The following is a 16,269-nucleotide window of genomic DNA, read 5'->3' on the forward strand; positions in this document are numbered from 1 at the left end:
TTGTCAGGGAGGGGAGTCAGATCAACCCAGCGGCGCGCACTTCGCCTCGACCCATGCCGCCGTCTCGCCATCGAGCAACGGCACCAGCAGCGCCGCGACCTTCGCGTGATAGGCGTCGACCCATGCCCGCTCGGCCCCGGTCAGCAGCGCGGGCACGATCAGCGAGCGTTCGATCGGCACGAAGGTCAGCGTCTCGAACCCCAGCATCGGCAGGTCGCCGCCGGGAATGTCGCGCTCCACCGTCAGCAGCAGATTCTCGATACGGATGCCGTATTCGCCCGCCTTGTAATAGCCCGGCTCGTTCGACAGCATCATGCCGGCGCGTAGCGGTTCGAGCGGCCCGCCACCCGGATAGTTCGGTGCGCCGATCCGCTGCGGCCCTTCATGCACCGACAGGAACGCGCCGATGCCGTGGCCCGTCCCATGCGCGTAATCGAGCCCCGCTTCCCATAGCGGCCGTCGGGCGAAACCGTCGATATGCCCGCCGAGCGTGCCGTCGGGGAACACGGCGGTATCGATCGCGATATGGCCCTTGAGCACGCGGGTGAAGCGGTCGTGCATCTCGTCGGACACCGGTCCCACCGGCATGACGCGGGTGATGTCGGTCGTGCCGTCCTGATATTGCCCGCCCGAATCGATCAGGTAGAGCTGGCCGGGCAGGATCGGCGCGTCGCTCTCGACGGTCGCCTTGTAATGCGGGCTGGCGGCGTGGGCTCCGGTCGCGCTGATCGTGTCGAACGACAGGTCGCGCAGCAGGCCGGTTTCGCCGCGGATCGCCTCCAGCCGGTCCGACGCCGACAGTTCGGTCAGTGTACCCGAGGGCGCGGTTTCCTCGAACCATTTGAGAAAGCGGACCATCGCCGCCCCGTCGCGCGCTTGCGCGGCGCGGTGATGCGCGATCTCGACCGGGTTCTTGATCGCCTTGGCCAGCACGCTCGGATCGCGTGTCGCGACGATCGTGGCACCGCCGGCACTCAGCGCGCCATGGATCGCGGCGACCGCGCGGTCGGGATCGGCGGCGACGCGCTTGCCGGCGAACCGGCCGAGCACGTCCGCGAAACTGGCGATGTCGCGCACCGTCACCGCATTGCCCAGATGCCGGGCGACGTCCTCGCCGACCTTGCCGGGGGCCACGAACAGCTCGGCGGTGCCATCGGCCCGGACGATCGCATAGCTCAGCGCCACCGGCGTTCGCGCGACATCCTCGCCCCGCACGTTGAAGACCCATGCGATCGAATCGAGCGCCGACAGCACCACCGCATCGGCACGCCGTTCGCCCAGCCACTCGCCGATCCCCGCGCGCTTGTCGGCCGAGGTCCGCCCGGCGAGGTCGTCCGGGTATACGCTCATCGCGGCGGGCGAGGGGGCAGGGCGGTCTTCCCACAGCGCGTCGATCGGGTTCGCGTCGACCGCGACCAGCGCCGCGCCGTTCGCGCCCAGCGCGGCGTCCGCCGCCACGACCCAGCCGGTCGTTGCCAGCCACGGATCGTAACCGATCCGGTCGCCCTCGACCGTGTTCGCCGCCAGCCAGTCGGTCATCGCGGTCGCGGGCACCTGCACGAACTGCCAGTCGTCGCCATCGACCTGCTCGCGCACCTGCAACGTATAGCGCCCGTCGGTGAACATCGCGGCGGTATCGCGCAGCACTACCGCGCTGCCCGCCGACCCCTTGAACCCGGTCAGCCATTCCAGCCGCTGGGCATAGGCGCCGACATATTCGCTCATGAACTCGTCGGTCAGCGGCACGACGAAGCCGGTCAGGTTTTGCTTTGCGAGGTGGGCACGAAGGGCGGTCAGGCGGGCGTGATGGTCGATCATGTCACGGGCGATACCATCCGGGGCAGGGGTGCGGAAGATTGGTTCACGCGAAGGCGCTAAGGGCGCGAAGAAGCAGGTGGGTTCACGCGGAGGCGCGGAGACGCGGAGGAAAGAAGCAGCAGAAGGATTTTTCGCGCAGAGGCGCAGAGGCGCAGAGATCGCAGAGAAGGCGTATCCGCTGGACCGTTCCGCGTCAGCGGAACCCGCAAGCCTGCGGTTGCCGCAGGAGTGACAGCCGCTGTCGCGGCGAACGTCACCGCGAACGCCTTCCCTCGGCGATCTCTGCGCCTCTGCGCGACCATCCCTCCTTCTTCTTTCCTCCGCGTCTCCGCGCCTCCGCGTGAACCAACCTTCTTCGCGCCCTTCACGCCGTCGCGTGAACCAAAACCCGGCAAGACGCCTCGACTTCCCGAACCACCCGCCCCAAATGACGCGCCATGACGAACCCGATCCCGCCCATCGCCGAACAGCGCGCCCATGCTTACGACCATCACGGCATCACCGTGCAGGACCCGTGGAACTGGCTGCGCGACCCGAATTATCCCAAGGTCGAGGATGAGGACGTGCTGTCCTACCTCAAGGCCGAGAACGAGTATTTCGATGCGGTGATGCGCCCGCACGCTCCGCTGGTCGACACGCTGTTCAAGGAAATGCGGGCGCGGATCAAGGAGGACGACGCCACCGTCCCCCAGCGCGACGGCGACTGGTGGTATTGGTCCGACTTCGAGACCGGCGGCGAATATCGCCGCTGGTGGCGCAAACCCGTCGCGGGTGGTGACGACGAACTGATCCTCGACGAACCGGCACTCGCCGACGGCAAAGAATATTTCCGGCTGGGCGCATTGTCGGTCAGTCCCGATGGCCGGCTGCTTGCCTATGCGATTGACAACGACGGCGGCGAACGGTTCGAGGCGCGGGTGAAGGACCTCGCCACCGGCGAACTGCTGCCCGACACCATCCCCGGCACTTTGTCCGAACTGGTGTGGACCGCCGATTCGACCGGCTTTCTCTACGGCCTCGCCAACGACCAGTGGCGCACCGACAACGCCCGGCTCCACCGCATCGGCACGCCCGTCGATCAGGACATCGAACTCTATCATGAGGCCGACGAGGGCTGGCGCGTATCGGTCGGCGAGACGCAATCGCGCCGCTTCCTCGTCATCTCGGCGGGCGATCACGTTACTAGCGAGGTGTATCTGATCCCCGCCGACGATCCGACCGCCGCCCCGATCCTCGTCCGCGCGCGCGAGGAACATGTCGAATATGACGTGGAGGAGCATGACGCCACGCTCTACATCCACACCAACGACACCCACCCCAACTTCCGCCTCGCGAAAGCCGCGCTGGAAACCCCGGACGTATGGGAGGAGGTGATCGCTGCCGACCCGCATTTCTACATGACGGGGGTGACCACCTTCGCCGGTTTCTTCGTGATCGAGGGGCGGCTGGACGGCCTCGACCAGATTCGCCTCCACGACTATGCCGGCGGCGCGCCCAAGCCGATCGACTTTCCCGAAGCGAGCTTCGTCGTCGGTCTTGGCGACAATCCCGAATATGCCGTCGACACGCTGCGGCTCGGCTATGAATCGATGGTCACGCCGGGCACCGTCTACGACTATGACGTCGCCTCGGGCGAGCTGACCGTGCGCAAGGTGCAGACGATCCCCTCGGGCTACGACCCGGCGAAATACGCGACCGAACGGCTCAACATCCCCGCGCGCGACGGCACCGCCATCCCGTGTTCGGTGGTGTATCCCAGGGACTTTCCGCGTGACGGCACCGGCAAGCTCTATCTCTACAGCTACGGTGCCTATGGCTATGCGATCCCGCCGGGCTTCTCGACCAGCCGCATGTCGTTCCTCGATCGCGGCATGGCGTTTGCCATCGCCCATATCCGCGGCGGCGACGATCTCGGCCAGCAATGGTATCTCGACGGCAAGCTCGACAAGCGGACCAACACCTTCACCGATTTCGTCGACGTGGCGAAGGGGCTGATCGAGCTGGGCTTCACGGACAAGGGCCGGATCGCCATCGCCGGCGGATCGGCGGGCGGCGAGCTGATGGGCGCGGTGATGAACTCCGATCCCGAGCTATGGGGCGCGGTCGTCGCCAGCGTGCCGTTCGTCGATGTGCTCAACACCATGCTCGACGACAGCCTGCCGCTGACGCCGGGCGAATGGCCCGAATGGGGCAACCCGATCGAGGACAAGGCGGCGTTCGAGCTGATCGCCTCGTACAGCCCCTATGACAACGTCACCGCGCAGGGTTATCCGCCGGTGTTCATCTCGGGCGGGCTGAACGATCCCCGCGTGACCTATTGGGAACCGGCCAAATGGGCCGCCCGCCTTCGCGCGACCAAGACCGACCATAATGTCCTGCTGCTCAAGACCAACATGGGCGCGGGCCACGGCGGCAAGTCCGGCCGCTGGGAATCCTTGCGCGAGGCGGCGGAGGAAATGGCGTTCGTGCTGTGGCAACTGGGGGTGGAGGGGTAAGACCTCCACCGTTCCTTCGTCATTCCCGCGAAGGCGGGAATCCATACACGCTGCCGTTCCGCCTTAGATCACGACCGCTGCGTCTATGGGCTCCCGCCTTCGCGGGAGCGACGAAGGGGAGAGCGGTTTACCGCTCGATCCGCGTCACATGCCCCATCTTGCGCCCCGGCCGCGCCTCGCGCTTGCCGTACAGGTGGAGATGCGCGCCGCTCTCGGCCATCAGCGCGGGCCATGCCGCGACATCGTCGCCGATCAGGTTCGTCATCTCGGCACGCTCGGCGGTCATGCCGACCCCGCCCAGCGGCAGGCCCAGCACCGCGCGCACATGGTTCTCGAACTGCGAGGTTTCGGCACCCTCGATCGTCCAGTGTCCCGAATTGTGCACGCGCGGTGCCATTTCGTTGAACACCGCTCCGTCGGGTCCGCAAAAGAACTCCAGCGTCAGCACGCCGACATGGTCGAGCGCCTCGGCGACCTTGGCCGCCAGCGCCTCCGCCTGTGCGCGCCACGGCTCGATCGCCGGGGCGGGCACGGTCGAGGTGTCGAGAATGCCGTCCTTGTGGACGTTCGCCGGTGAAGGATACATCGCGATCGCGCCATCGCTCCCCCGCGCCAGCACTACCGAAAACTCGGCGGAAAAATCGACGAACGCTTCCAGCACCGCCGGCCCGCCGCCGATCGCGTCCCACGCCGCATCGGCATCGCCCGCCGCCATCAACCGCGCCTGCCCCTTGCCGTCATAGCCGAAGCGCGTGGTCTTGAGCACCGCCGGGCATCCGACGCTGGCGATCGCCGCGTCCAGCGCGGCGCGATCCGCTACCTCGGCCCAGCGCGCCGGGGTGCCGCCCAGTGCCTCGACGAAGCGCTTCTCGCGCACCCGGTCCTGCGCGATCTCCAGCGACTGCGCGGAGGGACGCACCTTGTCGCCCAGTGCCGCGATCGGCGCGGCGGCGATATTCTCGAACTCATAGGTGACGACGTCGACTTGGCGCGCAAACGCCCGCAGCGCGTCGATGTCGTCATACGCCCCACGGCTATGGGTGAACGCCACGTCGTTCGCCGGCCCCGTCTCGGGCGCATAGACATGGATGCGATAGCCGAGCTGCGCCGCCGCCATGCCGATCATCCGGCCGAGCTGGCCCGAACCGATGATGCCGATCGTGGCACCGGGGGGCAGCACGCTCATCGCGGGTCGATCGCCACGCCATCGGTCTGCGCCGCGCGCCACGCATCCAGCCGCTCGGCCAGCGCCGGATCGGCGGTCGCGAGGATCGAGGCGGCGAGCAGCCCGGCATTGATCGCCCCGGCCTTGCCGATCGCCAGCGTCCCCACCGGCACCCCGCCGGGCATCTGCACGATCGACAACAGGCTATCCATGCCCTTCAACGCCTTGGATTCCACCGGCACGCCCAGCACCGGCAACCGCGTCATCGACGCGACCATGCCCGGCAGATGCGCCGCGCCGCCCGCGCCCGCGATCACGACCTTCAGCCCGCGCGATACCGCCGTGGTGGCATAGTCGACCAGCCGGGCGGGAGTGCGGTGCGCCGACACCACTTTCGTCTCATGCGCCACGCCCAGTTTGCCGAGAATCTCGGCGGCATGGGCCATCGTCTCCCAATCGGAAGTGCTGCCCATGATGATGCCGACCAGCGGTGCGTCGTTCATTGCTTGGCCCGTAGCGCTTGGAGAAGCGCGCTGCTTAGGCAAGGGGGCGGGGCAGGGCAAGCGGGGAGCGTACAACGTTCCGCGTATTGGGTCGGTAAGGCGTCCTCCCATCCATCGTCATTCCCGCGCAGGCGAGAATCCATACACACTGACGCTGCGGTTCAAGCCACCGACGTTGCGTCTATGGATTCCCGCCTGCGCGGGAATGACGAAAAACGAGACTTACCGCTCGTTCAGATAATAGCGGTCGGTCGGCGTCAGATCGTCGGCCAGCTCGTACACGATCGGCTGCCCGGTCGGGATTTCGAGGCCCGTGATCTCGTCGTCGGGAATGCCCGAAAGATGCTTCACCAGCGCGCGCAGCGAATTGCCGTGCGCCGAGATCAGCACCCGCTTGCCCGCCTTCAGTTCGGGCGCGATCCGGCTGTCCCAATAGGGGAGCACGCGGTCGATCGTGTCCTTCAGGCTCTCGGTCTGCGGAATGTCGATTCCGGCATAGCGGCGATCGGCCGACAGGTCCCACGGGCTGTCGGCTTCGGGCAACGGCGGCGGCACGTCGAAGCTGCGGCGCCATACCTTGACCTGCGCATCGCCGTGCAGCGCCGCTGTCTCGGCCTTGTCCAGCCCGGTGAGACCGCCATAATGCCGCTCGTTCAGCCGCCAGTCCTTCTCCACCGGCAGCCACAACCGGCCCATCGCCTCTAGCGCGAGGTTCAGCGTCTTGATAGCCCGCGTCTGGAAACTGGTGAAACACTGGTCGAAGTCGTGGCCCTTGGCGCTAAGCAACTCGCCCGCCGCCTTGGCTTCCGCCTCGCCCTGTTCGGTCAGGTTCACGTCCCACCATCCGGTGAAGCGGTTCTCGAGGTTCCAGGCCGACTGGCCATGGCGGATCAGGACGAGCGTGGGCATGGAACCTCCGTTGCAGTTGTCGGCCGTCCGCCTAGCCTAAAGCGTCCGGCAGAGGAACCGGTTGAAGTCGGTCGCGTCGGCTTGCTCTTCTCCGTTGTCAAGAAGCGGAGGGACGCCCGATCAGCCCGCCTGCTCGAATTCTGCCAGAACCTCCAGCCAGTCATGCGCCAGCGCCTTCGAGCGTTCGGGCGACCAGCCGAATTCGGGATCGGCGTTCTCGTCATGATCCTTGAACGGCATCTCCAGCGTCATGGCGAGCGCGCCGAAGCGGTTGGCGACCTGGTTGGTCGACATCGCCAGATTGGCGCGCCCTGCCGCTGCGACCGGATAGCCGAGCTTCGTCTGGAAATCGGGGGTGGCCGCCGCCCATGCCGCGCCGAACGCGGTGAAGCGTGCGCCATGTTCATTGGTCCAGTTGGGAATCCCCTCGTAACCGGCGATGAAATTGGCGGGGATCGCCTCGTCGCCATGCACGTCGATCGCGATGTCGACCCCGGTTTCGTCCATCCGGCCCAGCACGCACAGCACCTCGGGGCTGCGCTCCGCCGTGGGCGCATGCCATTCGCGGTTGAGGTTCACGCCGGCCGCATTGGTGCGCAGATGTCCGCGATACGACCCGTCGGGGTTCATGTTCGGCACGCAGTGAAAGGTAAACCGCTCGCGCAGATCGGCGGCGATCGCATCGCCCGGATCGGTCAGCCGTTCGAGCAGCCCTTCCATGAACCATTCGCACATCGATTCGCCGGGGTGCTGCCGGGCATAGGCCCACACCTGGCGGGGGCCGGTGCCGAGCGTCAGATAATCGATCGCCCGCCCGTCGAGGCTTTGCCCCAATTCGCGGTGCGCGACCCCCGGCTTCGCGGCGATCCGCGCGACCAGATCGTCGTGCCGTTCGAGGGTGTAGGGCGCGAAATAGGCGAACCATGCCAGTTCACTGTCGATCGTAGCGGTGAAGGTCAGCACGCCATCGGCATAGCCGGTTTCGACCTGCCGCCACGCATGAAGATCAGTGCTCATCCGGGCGCGATAGCCCGGCCAGCCAAACGCATAGGCGGCACCCCCGGCATTCACGATGCGGAAGGTGAGAGTCCGCCCCCGCGCCCCGGCGATGCGGAAGTGGAACCACTGATAGAAGTCCGACAGATGGTCGGCGACGATCTCGAGGTCGATCACGTCGCCTTGGCAAGCGACCACACGGATGTTGCCGCTGTCGAACGCGGCGTTGATGCTGATGCTGATGCTCATTTCACCGTGGTAGTGATTCCCGACTCGCCTGGGAAGTTGCGGAACAACGCATTCGCCAACCGGTCGGCCTGAAATACCGGTTGCGCCCCCGCCGTCCGTTCGAGCGAGCTGGTCAGCGCGCGGCCTTCCCAGATAGTGGTGCCGTCGCTGCGCCGGCGGATCTGCACCGCCAGTTCGGAACCGACGACCTCGCGCTGGCCCCCGCCGCCAAGGCCGAAGCCCACGCCGCCACCGACGCCCAGGCCACCGCCGCGCCAGCCGCCCCCGCCGCCGCCCGCGCCGACGCCGATCGACACCGGCGGGCGCTGCTCGACGAAACCGCGCGACGCGCGGGTGAACGCCACCGCGACGATCATGTCGCCGCTGCCCGAGGCCCCACGCGCAAAGCCCAGCTTCGTCATCTCGCGGGCCACTGCTTCGCCATAGGTCTGGAATTCGGGACTGACGACGGCGTTGGTCGACAGCGGCTCGACCGAGAAGCTGCCGCGCGCGATCGGCTGGTTCAGGTGGAACCGCGTCACATCGACCGGGGCGATACCCGATCCGGTGGTGGCGCAACCCGAAGTCGCGATGGCCGCCAGTGCGGCAAGGCCCAGTCCGATCGTCCGCTTCATGTCCATTCGTCCCGTTTTCAGCGCTTTTCGTGCGGTTCAACGTGCAGAGCGGGCGATTGGGTTCATTGCGGTAGCGTTTCGGTGGTCAAATTTGCCCGGACGCTTGACGAATCCGATACCGGCCGATAGGCGACGCTTCGTTTCCGGCCGTGCGAGCGGCCCTTTTGCCGTGTTGAGAGCCGAAACCATGAAGATCGTCAATTCGCTGAAGTCGCTCAAGGATCGCCACCGGGACAACCGCGTGATCCGCCGTCGCGGCCGCATCTACGTCATCAACAAGACCAACCGTCGCTTCAAGGCCCGCCAGGGCTGATGCACGGCGGCCGGGGCATCGTCCCCGGCCGGTCGCACGAAAGGGCGCGGTTGCCGGCATGGCGGCCGCGCCCTTTCGCATGAATCTCAGGCGGCGACCGTCGTGTCGATCGGCGGCACGTCGCCCAGCACCGCCCAGCCGGCCGGCCCCAGCGCCTCCATCGGGCGAAACCGGGTCTTGTACGCCATGCGCGGCGACCCCTTCACCCAATAGCCGAGATAGACGTGCGGCAGCCCCGCCGCCCGCGCGCGGCGGATATGGTCGAGCACGACGAAGGTGCCCAGCCCCTGCCGGCTGTCGTCCTCGGTTTCGAAGAAGCTGTAGACCATCGACAGCCCGTCGGCCTGTTCGTCGGTGATGCACGCCGCGACCAGCTTGCCCGGCCGCCCGTCGAGCGTCGGTTCGCGATATTCGACGATCCACGACGTCACCGGCGAATGTTCGACCATGTCGGCGAAGTCGCTCTCGTCCATCGCCGACATGCCGCCGCCGGGATGCCGCGCGGTCAGATAGCGGCGCAGCAGGCGGAACTGCTCGTCGGTCGCCCATGGCTTGCAGGTGCGGATTTCGAGGTCGCCGTGGCGGCGCAGCAGCTTGCGCTGCGTGGCGTTGGGCGCGAACGCCCCCGCGACCACGCGCACCGAGATGCAGGCACTGCACCCTACGCAGCTCGGCCGGTACGCGACCGACTGGCTGCGACGAAACCCGATCCGGCCGAGCGCATCGTTCAGCTCGTCGGCATTGGGGCCGTTCAGCTCGGTGAACACCTTGCGCTCCTGCCGCCCGGGCAGATACGGGCAGGGCGAGGGGGCGGTGACGAAGAAACGGGGAAAACGAAACGGCGCAGTCACCCGGCGATCCTTCGTCCAGCGGTCCAGCTAATGGTGTCGAACGCCGATATGGCGCGGAAGCCGCATCGTGAAAAGCGGCTTGAGCATCAATGACGGTTAATCGTCACGCCGGTGGTCCCTTTGGATGATGCGGCGCGCCGTCAGTCCCGTTTCTCCCCTCCCTGACAAGGGAGGGGTCGGGGGTGGGTAGGCACGCGAGGGAACGTCGCGCCTTCCTCGAACCGACCCACCCCCAACCCCTCCCTTGTCAGGGAGGGGAGAAGCAAACATCGCCCCGCCCGCTATGCCAGTTCCACCGTGCTGACCTCGTACCCGCCATCGCGCAGTCCCTCGACCAGCCGGTCGAGATGGGCGCGGTCGCGCGTCTCGCATTCGATGTCGGTGATGAGCCCCTTGGCGGGCAGGGTGGTGAACACGCGCTGGTGATACACCTCGATGATGTTGACCGCCTGTTCGTGAAAGATCTTGGCGACGTGGAACAACGCGCCTGGCCGGTCCTGCAACCGGATGCGCAGCCGCGCCAGCCGTCCCGACCGCGCCAGATCGCGCAGCAGCACGTTGGCGAGCAGCCGCGTGTCGATATTGCCGCCGCACAGCACGATGCCGACGGTCTTGCCCTTGAACCGGTCCCCGTGCCCCAGCAGCGCGGCTAGCCCCGCCGCGCCCGCGCCCTCCACCACGGTCTTCTCGATCTGGACGAGCAGGCTGACCGCCTCCTCCAACTGGCGTTCGCTGACCAGCACGATGTCGTCGACCAGCGCCTCGACCACCTGCGCGGTCAGGCCGCCGGGCTGCTTGACCGCGATCCCCTCGGCCAGCGTATCGCCGGCACAGTCCATCGTCGTGCCGTGCAGCCGGTTGTACATCGACGGGAACAGCTCGGCCTGCACGCCGATCACCTCGATGGCGCGGCCCGACGCGCGGGCGACGGTCGCCATGCCGCTGATGAGCCCGCCGCCGCCGATCGGCACGACCAGCGTGTCGATGGCGGGCACGTCCTCCAGCATCTCCAGCGCGACCGTGCCCTGGCCCGCCATGATCCGCGCATCGTCGAACGGATGAACGAAGGTCAGCCCCTGTTCGGCTTCCAGCTTGCGGGCATGGTCGTATGCCGCGTCGAACGTCTCGCCCTCCAGCACCACGGTCGCGCCGTGGCTCTGCGTCTGCATCACCTTCACGGTCGGCGTCGGCTTGGGCATCACGATGGTGACGGGCACCCCCAACCGGTTGCCGTGATAGGCGAGGCCCTGCGCGTGATTGCCCGCCGATGCCGCGATCACGCCCTTGGCGCGGGTCGCCTCGTCCAGTTGCAGCAACGTGTTGAGCGCGCCGCGCTCCTTGTAGGCGGCGGTGAACTGGAGATTCTCGAACTTCAGATAGACGGTTGCCCCGGTCAGTTCGGACAGGGTGCGGCTGATGAGCGTCGGCGTGCGCACGATCGACCCCGAAATCCGCATCGCCGCGCCGCGTACATCGTCGAGCGAAAGGGGCAGGGCGGGCGAAGCGATCGGGTTGGTAGCCATAGGGTTCCGCGCCTAGCCGATTAGACGCAGCGGGGAAAGGCGGCGGACAAACCGGCTCACCATTCGATCGACAGCGTGGCGGACACGGTGCGCGGGCTGCCGGGATAATTGGTGGTCAGCGCGACCGGCTGTTCGACATAGAAGCGGTCGGTGACGTTGCGCACCACTACGCCCAGCCGGTATCGATCGGCGATGGTATAGCCCGCCGTCAAGTCGAAGCGGGTATAGCCGGGGACCGAGTAGCTGTTGGCCAGATCACCCGCCCGCGCGCCGACGCGGATCGCGCCGCCGCCCAGCATCGCGCCGCCCAGCGGCCCGGCGGGGATGCGATAGGTGGTCCACAGATTGCCGCTCCATTCCGGCACCCCGCGCAACCGGTTGCCGACCGGGATCACCGTATCGCGCGTCAACGTGGCATCCAGATAGCCCGCCCCGACGATCCAGCGCCATCCGGGCAGCACCTCGCCGCTCAGGTCGACCTCGGCTCCGCGCGATCGTTGCTGGCCGGTGACGATCACGAAGCCGTTGTTGACCGGATCGGCGCTGGCCACGTTGTTCTTCACGATGTCGAAGATCGCGGCACTGGCGATCAGGCGGCCGCCGACGGGGGTGAACTTGATCCCCGCCTCATACTGCCGTCCGGTTTCGGGGGGCGCGGTGCCGCCGTCGGCCTGCGCGGCGGTGCGCGGGCGGAACGACGTCGACCAGTTGGCATAGAGCGCGACCGACGGCACGGCATGCCACACGATCCCCAGCCGGGGCGATGCGCGCCGTCCGTCCTCGGCGGTGGCGATCCCGGCGGTGGTCGTCGTCTGGTCGACATCGTCCCAGCGGACGCCCGCGACGATGTCGACGTGGTCGCCGATGCCGATCTGGTCCTGGACATAGGGGGCAAGGAACCGCGCGCGCACGTCGACCGTGCGGAAGAAGGCGAAGGTGCCGGGCAGCGCCCCCTGCACCGGATCGGCGACGCGGATCGATGCCAGCGGCGCGCGCCATTCGCTGGTCGTGCGGCGCGCATCGACCGCCTCGAACCCGGCGAGCAGCAGGTGGGTGAGCGGCCCGGTATCGAAGCGGAACAGCGCCTCGCTCTGGCTGGTCGTCGTCGCCACCGTCTGCGACTGGCGGACGCCGCGCCGCTGCAACAGCGTGCGCGCGGTGTTGAAGCCGGTGAAATCGGCGACGGTCCGCCCGCTCTCGCCGCGTTGATGCGACAGGATCTGGCGCAGCGTCAGCCAGTCGGTCAGGTCATGCTCGATCCGCCCGCGTACCCCGTGCTGCCGCCCGAAATTGCGCGACCATGGCTCGCCATAGCTGCGCGACGCGGGCCCCCGCACCGCGCCGTTCACGACCAGCAGGCCGCGATCCCCCGGCGTCACCTGATCGGTATAGTCGTAATCCACATCGGCGCGGGTCGCGGCATCGGGCCGCCATGCGATCGAGGGCGAGAAGAACACGCGGCTGCCGTCGATCTGGAAATCGCGGAAGCTGCCGCTGCGTTGCGCGGCGATGCTGAACCGGGCCGCCAGCACCTCGCTCGCCGGGCCGGTCACGGTCGCCTGCACCCGGCGCAGCCCGTTGCCGTCGCCCTGCACCTGACCTTCCATGCCGAAGGTGAAGGCCGGGCGACGGGTGACGATGTTGATCGTGCCCCCCGGTTCGCCGCGCCCGTACAGGACCGACGCCGGTCCCTTCAGCACCTCGACCTGCGCGACATTGGCGAGGTCGCGGACCGTTTCGGTGAAGTTCTGCGCCGGGTTGGCAAGAATGCCGTCGATCGCATAGGACGACAGCTCGAACCCGCGCACGACGAACAATTCGGTCCGGTTGCCCTGCGTGCCGCCGGGCTGCACGTTCGACACATTGGCGACCACATCGGCCAGCCGCAGCAGTTGCTGCTCGTCGATCGTCTCGCGCGGGACGACCTGTATCGCCTGCGGAATGTCCTCGATCGCGGTCTGCGTCCGCGTCGCGCCGGTCGCGACTTCGGGGCGGATGCTATGGCGCCGTCCGACGACCAGCAGCTCGTCGATCAACGTGGCGTCCTGTGCGGCGGCGGGCAGCGGTCCGGCCAGCGCGACGAAACCCCATGCAACCAAACGCCTCGTCAAATCCCTGCCCCCGTATCGCGATTTCGTGCCGTTCCTCCTGCCCGCGCATCCTTGCCTGCGTCGGTCGGCATCGTGCCGCTACGGTCGGCGCTGCCTCTAAGGACAATGCGAGTCGTTATCAATAGCAAAGGTTGCTGTGGTTGGGCGTACGGCCCCTTTCGCGAATCCGCGACACCCCCTAAACCCCCGCCATGGCAACCATCGCATTCATCGGCACCGGCGTCATGGGCGCGCCCATGGCCGGGCATCTCGTCACCGCCGGGCACCGGGTGGTCGTCTACAACCGCACCCGCGCCAAGGCGGACGCTTGGGCGGAACGGCACGGCGGCACCGTCGCCGACACACCCGCCGCCGCTGCGAAGGGCGCGGATGCGGTGTTCGCCTGCGTCGGCAACGACGACGATCTGCGCGCCGTAACGCTGGGCGACGACGGCGCGTTCGCCGCGATGGCGTCGGGTGCGCTGTTCGCCGACCACACCACCGTCTCCGCCGCGATCGCCCGTGAACTGGCCGATGCCGGCACGGCAAGCGGCCTGCTCGTCCTCGATGCCCCGGTTTCGGGCGGACAGGCAGGGGCCGAGAACGGCAAGCTCTCGATCATGTGCGGCGGCTCCAGCCAGGCCTTCGCCGCCGCCGAGCCGATCATGGCCGCCTATGCCCAGCGCATCGTCCATGTCGGTGAGGCGGGCGCGGGGCAGACGACCAAGATGGTCAACCAGATCTGCATCGCCGGCGTCCTGGGCGGCCTCGCCGAAGCGCTGCGCTTCGCGCAAAAGGCCGATCTCGATCTGGACAAGGTCCTCGACGCCGTCTCCGGCGGCGCGGCGCAAAGCTGGCAGATGGTCAACCGCTGGCCGACGATGGCACAGGACCGGTTCGACTTCGGCTTCGCGATCGACTGGATGCGCAAGGACCTCGGGCTGGCGCTCGACGAGGCACGGCGGCAGGGGGCGACGCTGCCCGTTACCGCGCTGGTCGACCAATTCTATGCGGAGGTACAGGCGATGGACGGCGGGCGACAGGATACCAGCGCGCTGGTGCGGAGACTGGCCAAGTGAAGCGCCTGCTCCTGATCCCCGCGCTCCTCGCCGCCGCCCCTGCGCTGGCCGACGGCCTCGTCGACAACGTCAACGGCGTCGCGCTCGATTCGCGGGGGCAGGTCGTCCGCTTCTCGGCGATCGTCATCGACAAGGAAGGCAAGGTCGTCCGGCTGGTGCCCAAGGGCGAGAAGCCGCCCAAGCGCCCCGACTGGCGCACCGACATGGGCGGGCGCACTGTTATGCCTGGGATGATCGACGCGCACGGCCACGTCATGGCGCTCGGCTATCGCGGGCTGGAGATCGACCTGTCGGCCACCCGCTCGCTCGCCGACGCGCAGACGACGATCCGCGCCTATGCGCGTGCCAACGGCAACCGGCCGTGGATCGTCGGCGGCGGGTGGAATCAGGAGGCATGGGGCCTCGGCCGCTTCCCGACCGCCGCCGAACTCGACGCGGCGGTCGGTGACAAGCCGGTGCTGCTCGAACGCGCCGACGGCCATGCGGTGTGGGCCAACAGCGCGGCGATCAAGGCGGCGGGTATCACCGCCCAGACCAAGTCGCCCCCCGGCGGCCGGATCGAGCTGGCGAATGGCCAGCCCTCGGGCGTGTTCGTCGATTCCGCCGCGACGCTGTTCGACGCCGCGAAGCCCAAACCGTCGCCGCGCGAACGCAACGCCGCGTTTCTGAAAGCACAGGACACGCTGCTGTCGAACGGCATCACCGCCACCGCCGACATGGGCACCACCGTCGACGACTGGCAGGTGTTCCGCCGCATGGGCGACATCGGCCAGTTGCGCGTGCGGATCATGAGCTATGGCATGGGGCTCGACACCGCGCTGAGCGTGGCCGGATCGGGACCGACGCCGTGGCTTTACGGCGACCGGTTGCGCATGGGCGGGATCAAGCTCTACGCCGATGGCGCATTGGGCTCGCGCGGGGCATGGCTGAAAGCGCCGTACAGCGACGCGCCGGGCCAGCGGGGCCTTTCGTTCATCGGCGATACCACGTTGCTCAACGTCATGAGCCGCGCGACGATGGACAATTTCCAGCTCGCGATCCACGCGATCGGCGATCAGGCGAACCGGCAGGTGCTCGACGCGATCGCCGAGATCGCCTCGTCGTACAAGGACGATCGCCGCTGGCGGATTGAACATGCGCAGGTCATCGACCCCGCCGACCTCCCCGCGCTGGGGCGCAACGGCACCATCGCCTCGATGCAGCCGGTCCATGCTACCGGCGACCGCACCATGGCCGAGGCACGGCTGGGCGAGGCGCGGCTCAAAGGGGCCTATGCGTGGGCGACCGTGCTGCGGGGCGGCGGGCGGCTGGCGTTCGGCTCGGACTATCCGGTCGAGAGCCCGAACCCGTTCGTCGGCTGGGCCGCCGCCTTCACCCGCGAGGATGCCAACGGCCAGCCGCCGGGCGGATGGCGCCCCGAAGAGCGGGTGACGCGCGAACAGGCGTGGAAGGCCTTTACCCAGGACGCGGCCTATGCCGGCTTCGCCGAACAACGCTTCGGTTCGCTGCTGCCCGGACAAAAGGCCGATTTCCTCGTCGTCGACCGCGATCCGGTGGCGGCGACCCCGGCCGAACTCCGCGCGACGAAGGTGCTCGAAACCTGGGTCGGCGGCTACAGGGCATGGCCGCTCAAGGACAAGCCGGAGGTGGCGGCGGGGCGGTAA

Annotated in this window: 13 protein-coding genes; 4 read left to right on the forward strand and 9 right to left on the reverse strand. The window is 67.9% G+C overall.

Annotated features, from left to right (window positions below):
• Nucleotides 1-21: 21 nt before the first annotated feature.
• Nucleotides 22-1,818, reverse strand: coding sequence for an aminopeptidase P family protein (locus ASG37_RS02325; RefSeq protein WP_055755676.1), 1,797 nt, complete (start codon nucleotides 1,816-1,818; stop codon nucleotides 22-24).
• A 437-nt stretch (nucleotides 1,819-2,255) separates the two neighbouring features.
• Here ASG37_RS02325 and ASG37_RS02330 point away from each other — a divergent pair, with 437 nt between their 5' ends.
• Complete coding sequence (locus tag ASG37_RS02330; RefSeq protein ID WP_055755678.1) at nucleotides 2,256-4,313, forward strand: S9 family peptidase; 2,058 nt, start codon at nucleotides 2,256-2,258, stop codon at nucleotides 4,311-4,313.
• Nucleotides 4,314-4,440: 127 nt separating this feature from the next.
• On the opposite strand, the gene ASG37_RS02335 is transcribed toward ASG37_RS02330, so the two are convergent.
• The 5 genes from ASG37_RS02335 to ASG37_RS02355 all read right to left on the reverse strand — a co-directional run bounded on the left by ASG37_RS02335 (nucleotide 4,441) and on the right by ASG37_RS02355 (nucleotide 8,749).
• On the reverse strand, nucleotides 4,441-5,499 hold the full coding sequence (locus ASG37_RS02335; RefSeq protein WP_055755680.1) for a 5-(carboxyamino)imidazole ribonucleotide synthase: 1,059 nt from the start codon (nucleotides 5,497-5,499) through the stop codon (nucleotides 4,441-4,443).
• Nucleotides 5,496-5,981: a 5-(carboxyamino)imidazole ribonucleotide mutase gene (gene purE, locus ASG37_RS02340; RefSeq protein ID WP_055755682.1), complete on the reverse strand. Its 486-nt coding sequence runs from the start codon at nucleotides 5,979-5,981 to the stop codon at nucleotides 5,496-5,498. The genes ASG37_RS02335 and purE overlap by 4 nt, the downstream gene beginning before the upstream one ends.
• Nucleotides 5,982-6,203: 222 nt before the next feature.
• A complete protein-coding gene (gene gpmA, locus ASG37_RS02345) occupies nucleotides 6,204-6,890 on the reverse strand; it encodes a 2,3-diphosphoglycerate-dependent phosphoglycerate mutase (RefSeq protein WP_055755684.1) in 687 nt (228 codons plus the stop codon).
• Nucleotides 6,891-7,010: 120 nt separating this feature from the next.
• Complete coding sequence (locus tag ASG37_RS02350) at nucleotides 7,011-8,129, reverse strand: M14-type cytosolic carboxypeptidase (protein ID WP_414887927.1); 1,119 nt, start codon at nucleotides 8,127-8,129, stop codon at nucleotides 7,011-7,013.
• A gap of 2 nt (nucleotides 8,130-8,131) precedes the next feature.
• The gene (locus ASG37_RS02355; RefSeq protein ID WP_235525102.1) at nucleotides 8,132-8,749 is read right to left on the reverse strand and encodes a DUF4136 domain-containing protein; all 618 of its coding nucleotides are present in this window, start codon (nucleotides 8,747-8,749) and stop codon (nucleotides 8,132-8,134) included.
• Between the two features lie 187 nt (nucleotides 8,750-8,936).
• Here ASG37_RS02355 and ykgO point away from each other — a divergent pair, with 187 nt between their 5' ends.
• Complete coding sequence (ykgO, locus tag ASG37_RS02360) at nucleotides 8,937-9,062, forward strand: type B 50S ribosomal protein L36 (protein WP_055755695.1); 126 nt, start codon at nucleotides 8,937-8,939, stop codon at nucleotides 9,060-9,062.
• Nucleotides 9,063-9,148: 86 nt separating this feature from the next.
• Here ykgO and ASG37_RS02365 read toward each other — a convergent pair whose 3' ends face one another.
• From ASG37_RS02365 to ASG37_RS02375, 3 genes are all read right to left on the reverse strand, one after another.
• Entirely contained in the window at nucleotides 9,149-9,913 is a 765-nt protein-coding gene (locus ASG37_RS02365; protein ID WP_055755697.1) for an arginyltransferase, read from the reverse strand.
• Nucleotides 9,914-10,194: 281 nt separating this feature from the next.
• The gene (locus tag ASG37_RS02370) at nucleotides 10,195-11,436 is read right to left on the reverse strand and encodes a threonine ammonia-lyase (RefSeq protein WP_055755700.1); all 1,242 of its coding nucleotides are present in this window, start codon (nucleotides 11,434-11,436) and stop codon (nucleotides 10,195-10,197) included.
• Nucleotides 11,437-11,492: 56 nt separating this feature from the next.
• On the reverse strand, nucleotides 11,493-13,547 hold the full coding sequence (locus ASG37_RS02375; RefSeq protein ID WP_055755702.1) for a TonB-dependent siderophore receptor: 2,055 nt from the start codon (nucleotides 13,545-13,547) through the stop codon (nucleotides 11,493-11,495).
• Nucleotides 13,548-13,738: 191 nt separating this feature from the next.
• Here ASG37_RS02375 and ASG37_RS02380 point away from each other — a divergent pair, with 191 nt between their 5' ends.
• Nucleotides 13,739-14,605: an NAD(P)-dependent oxidoreductase gene (locus ASG37_RS02380; protein WP_055755704.1), complete on the forward strand. Its 867-nt coding sequence runs from the start codon at nucleotides 13,739-13,741 to the stop codon at nucleotides 14,603-14,605.
• On the forward strand, nucleotides 14,602-16,269 hold the full coding sequence (locus tag ASG37_RS02385; protein ID WP_055755706.1) for an amidohydrolase: 1,668 nt from the start codon (nucleotides 14,602-14,604) through the stop codon (nucleotides 16,267-16,269). Before ASG37_RS02380 ends, ASG37_RS02385 begins: the two co-directional genes overlap by 4 nt.

The sequence above is a fragment of the Sphingomonas sp. Leaf407 genome, assembly GCF_001425385.1.
Classification (GTDB): Bacteria; Pseudomonadota; Alphaproteobacteria; order Sphingomonadales; family Sphingomonadaceae; genus Sphingomonas.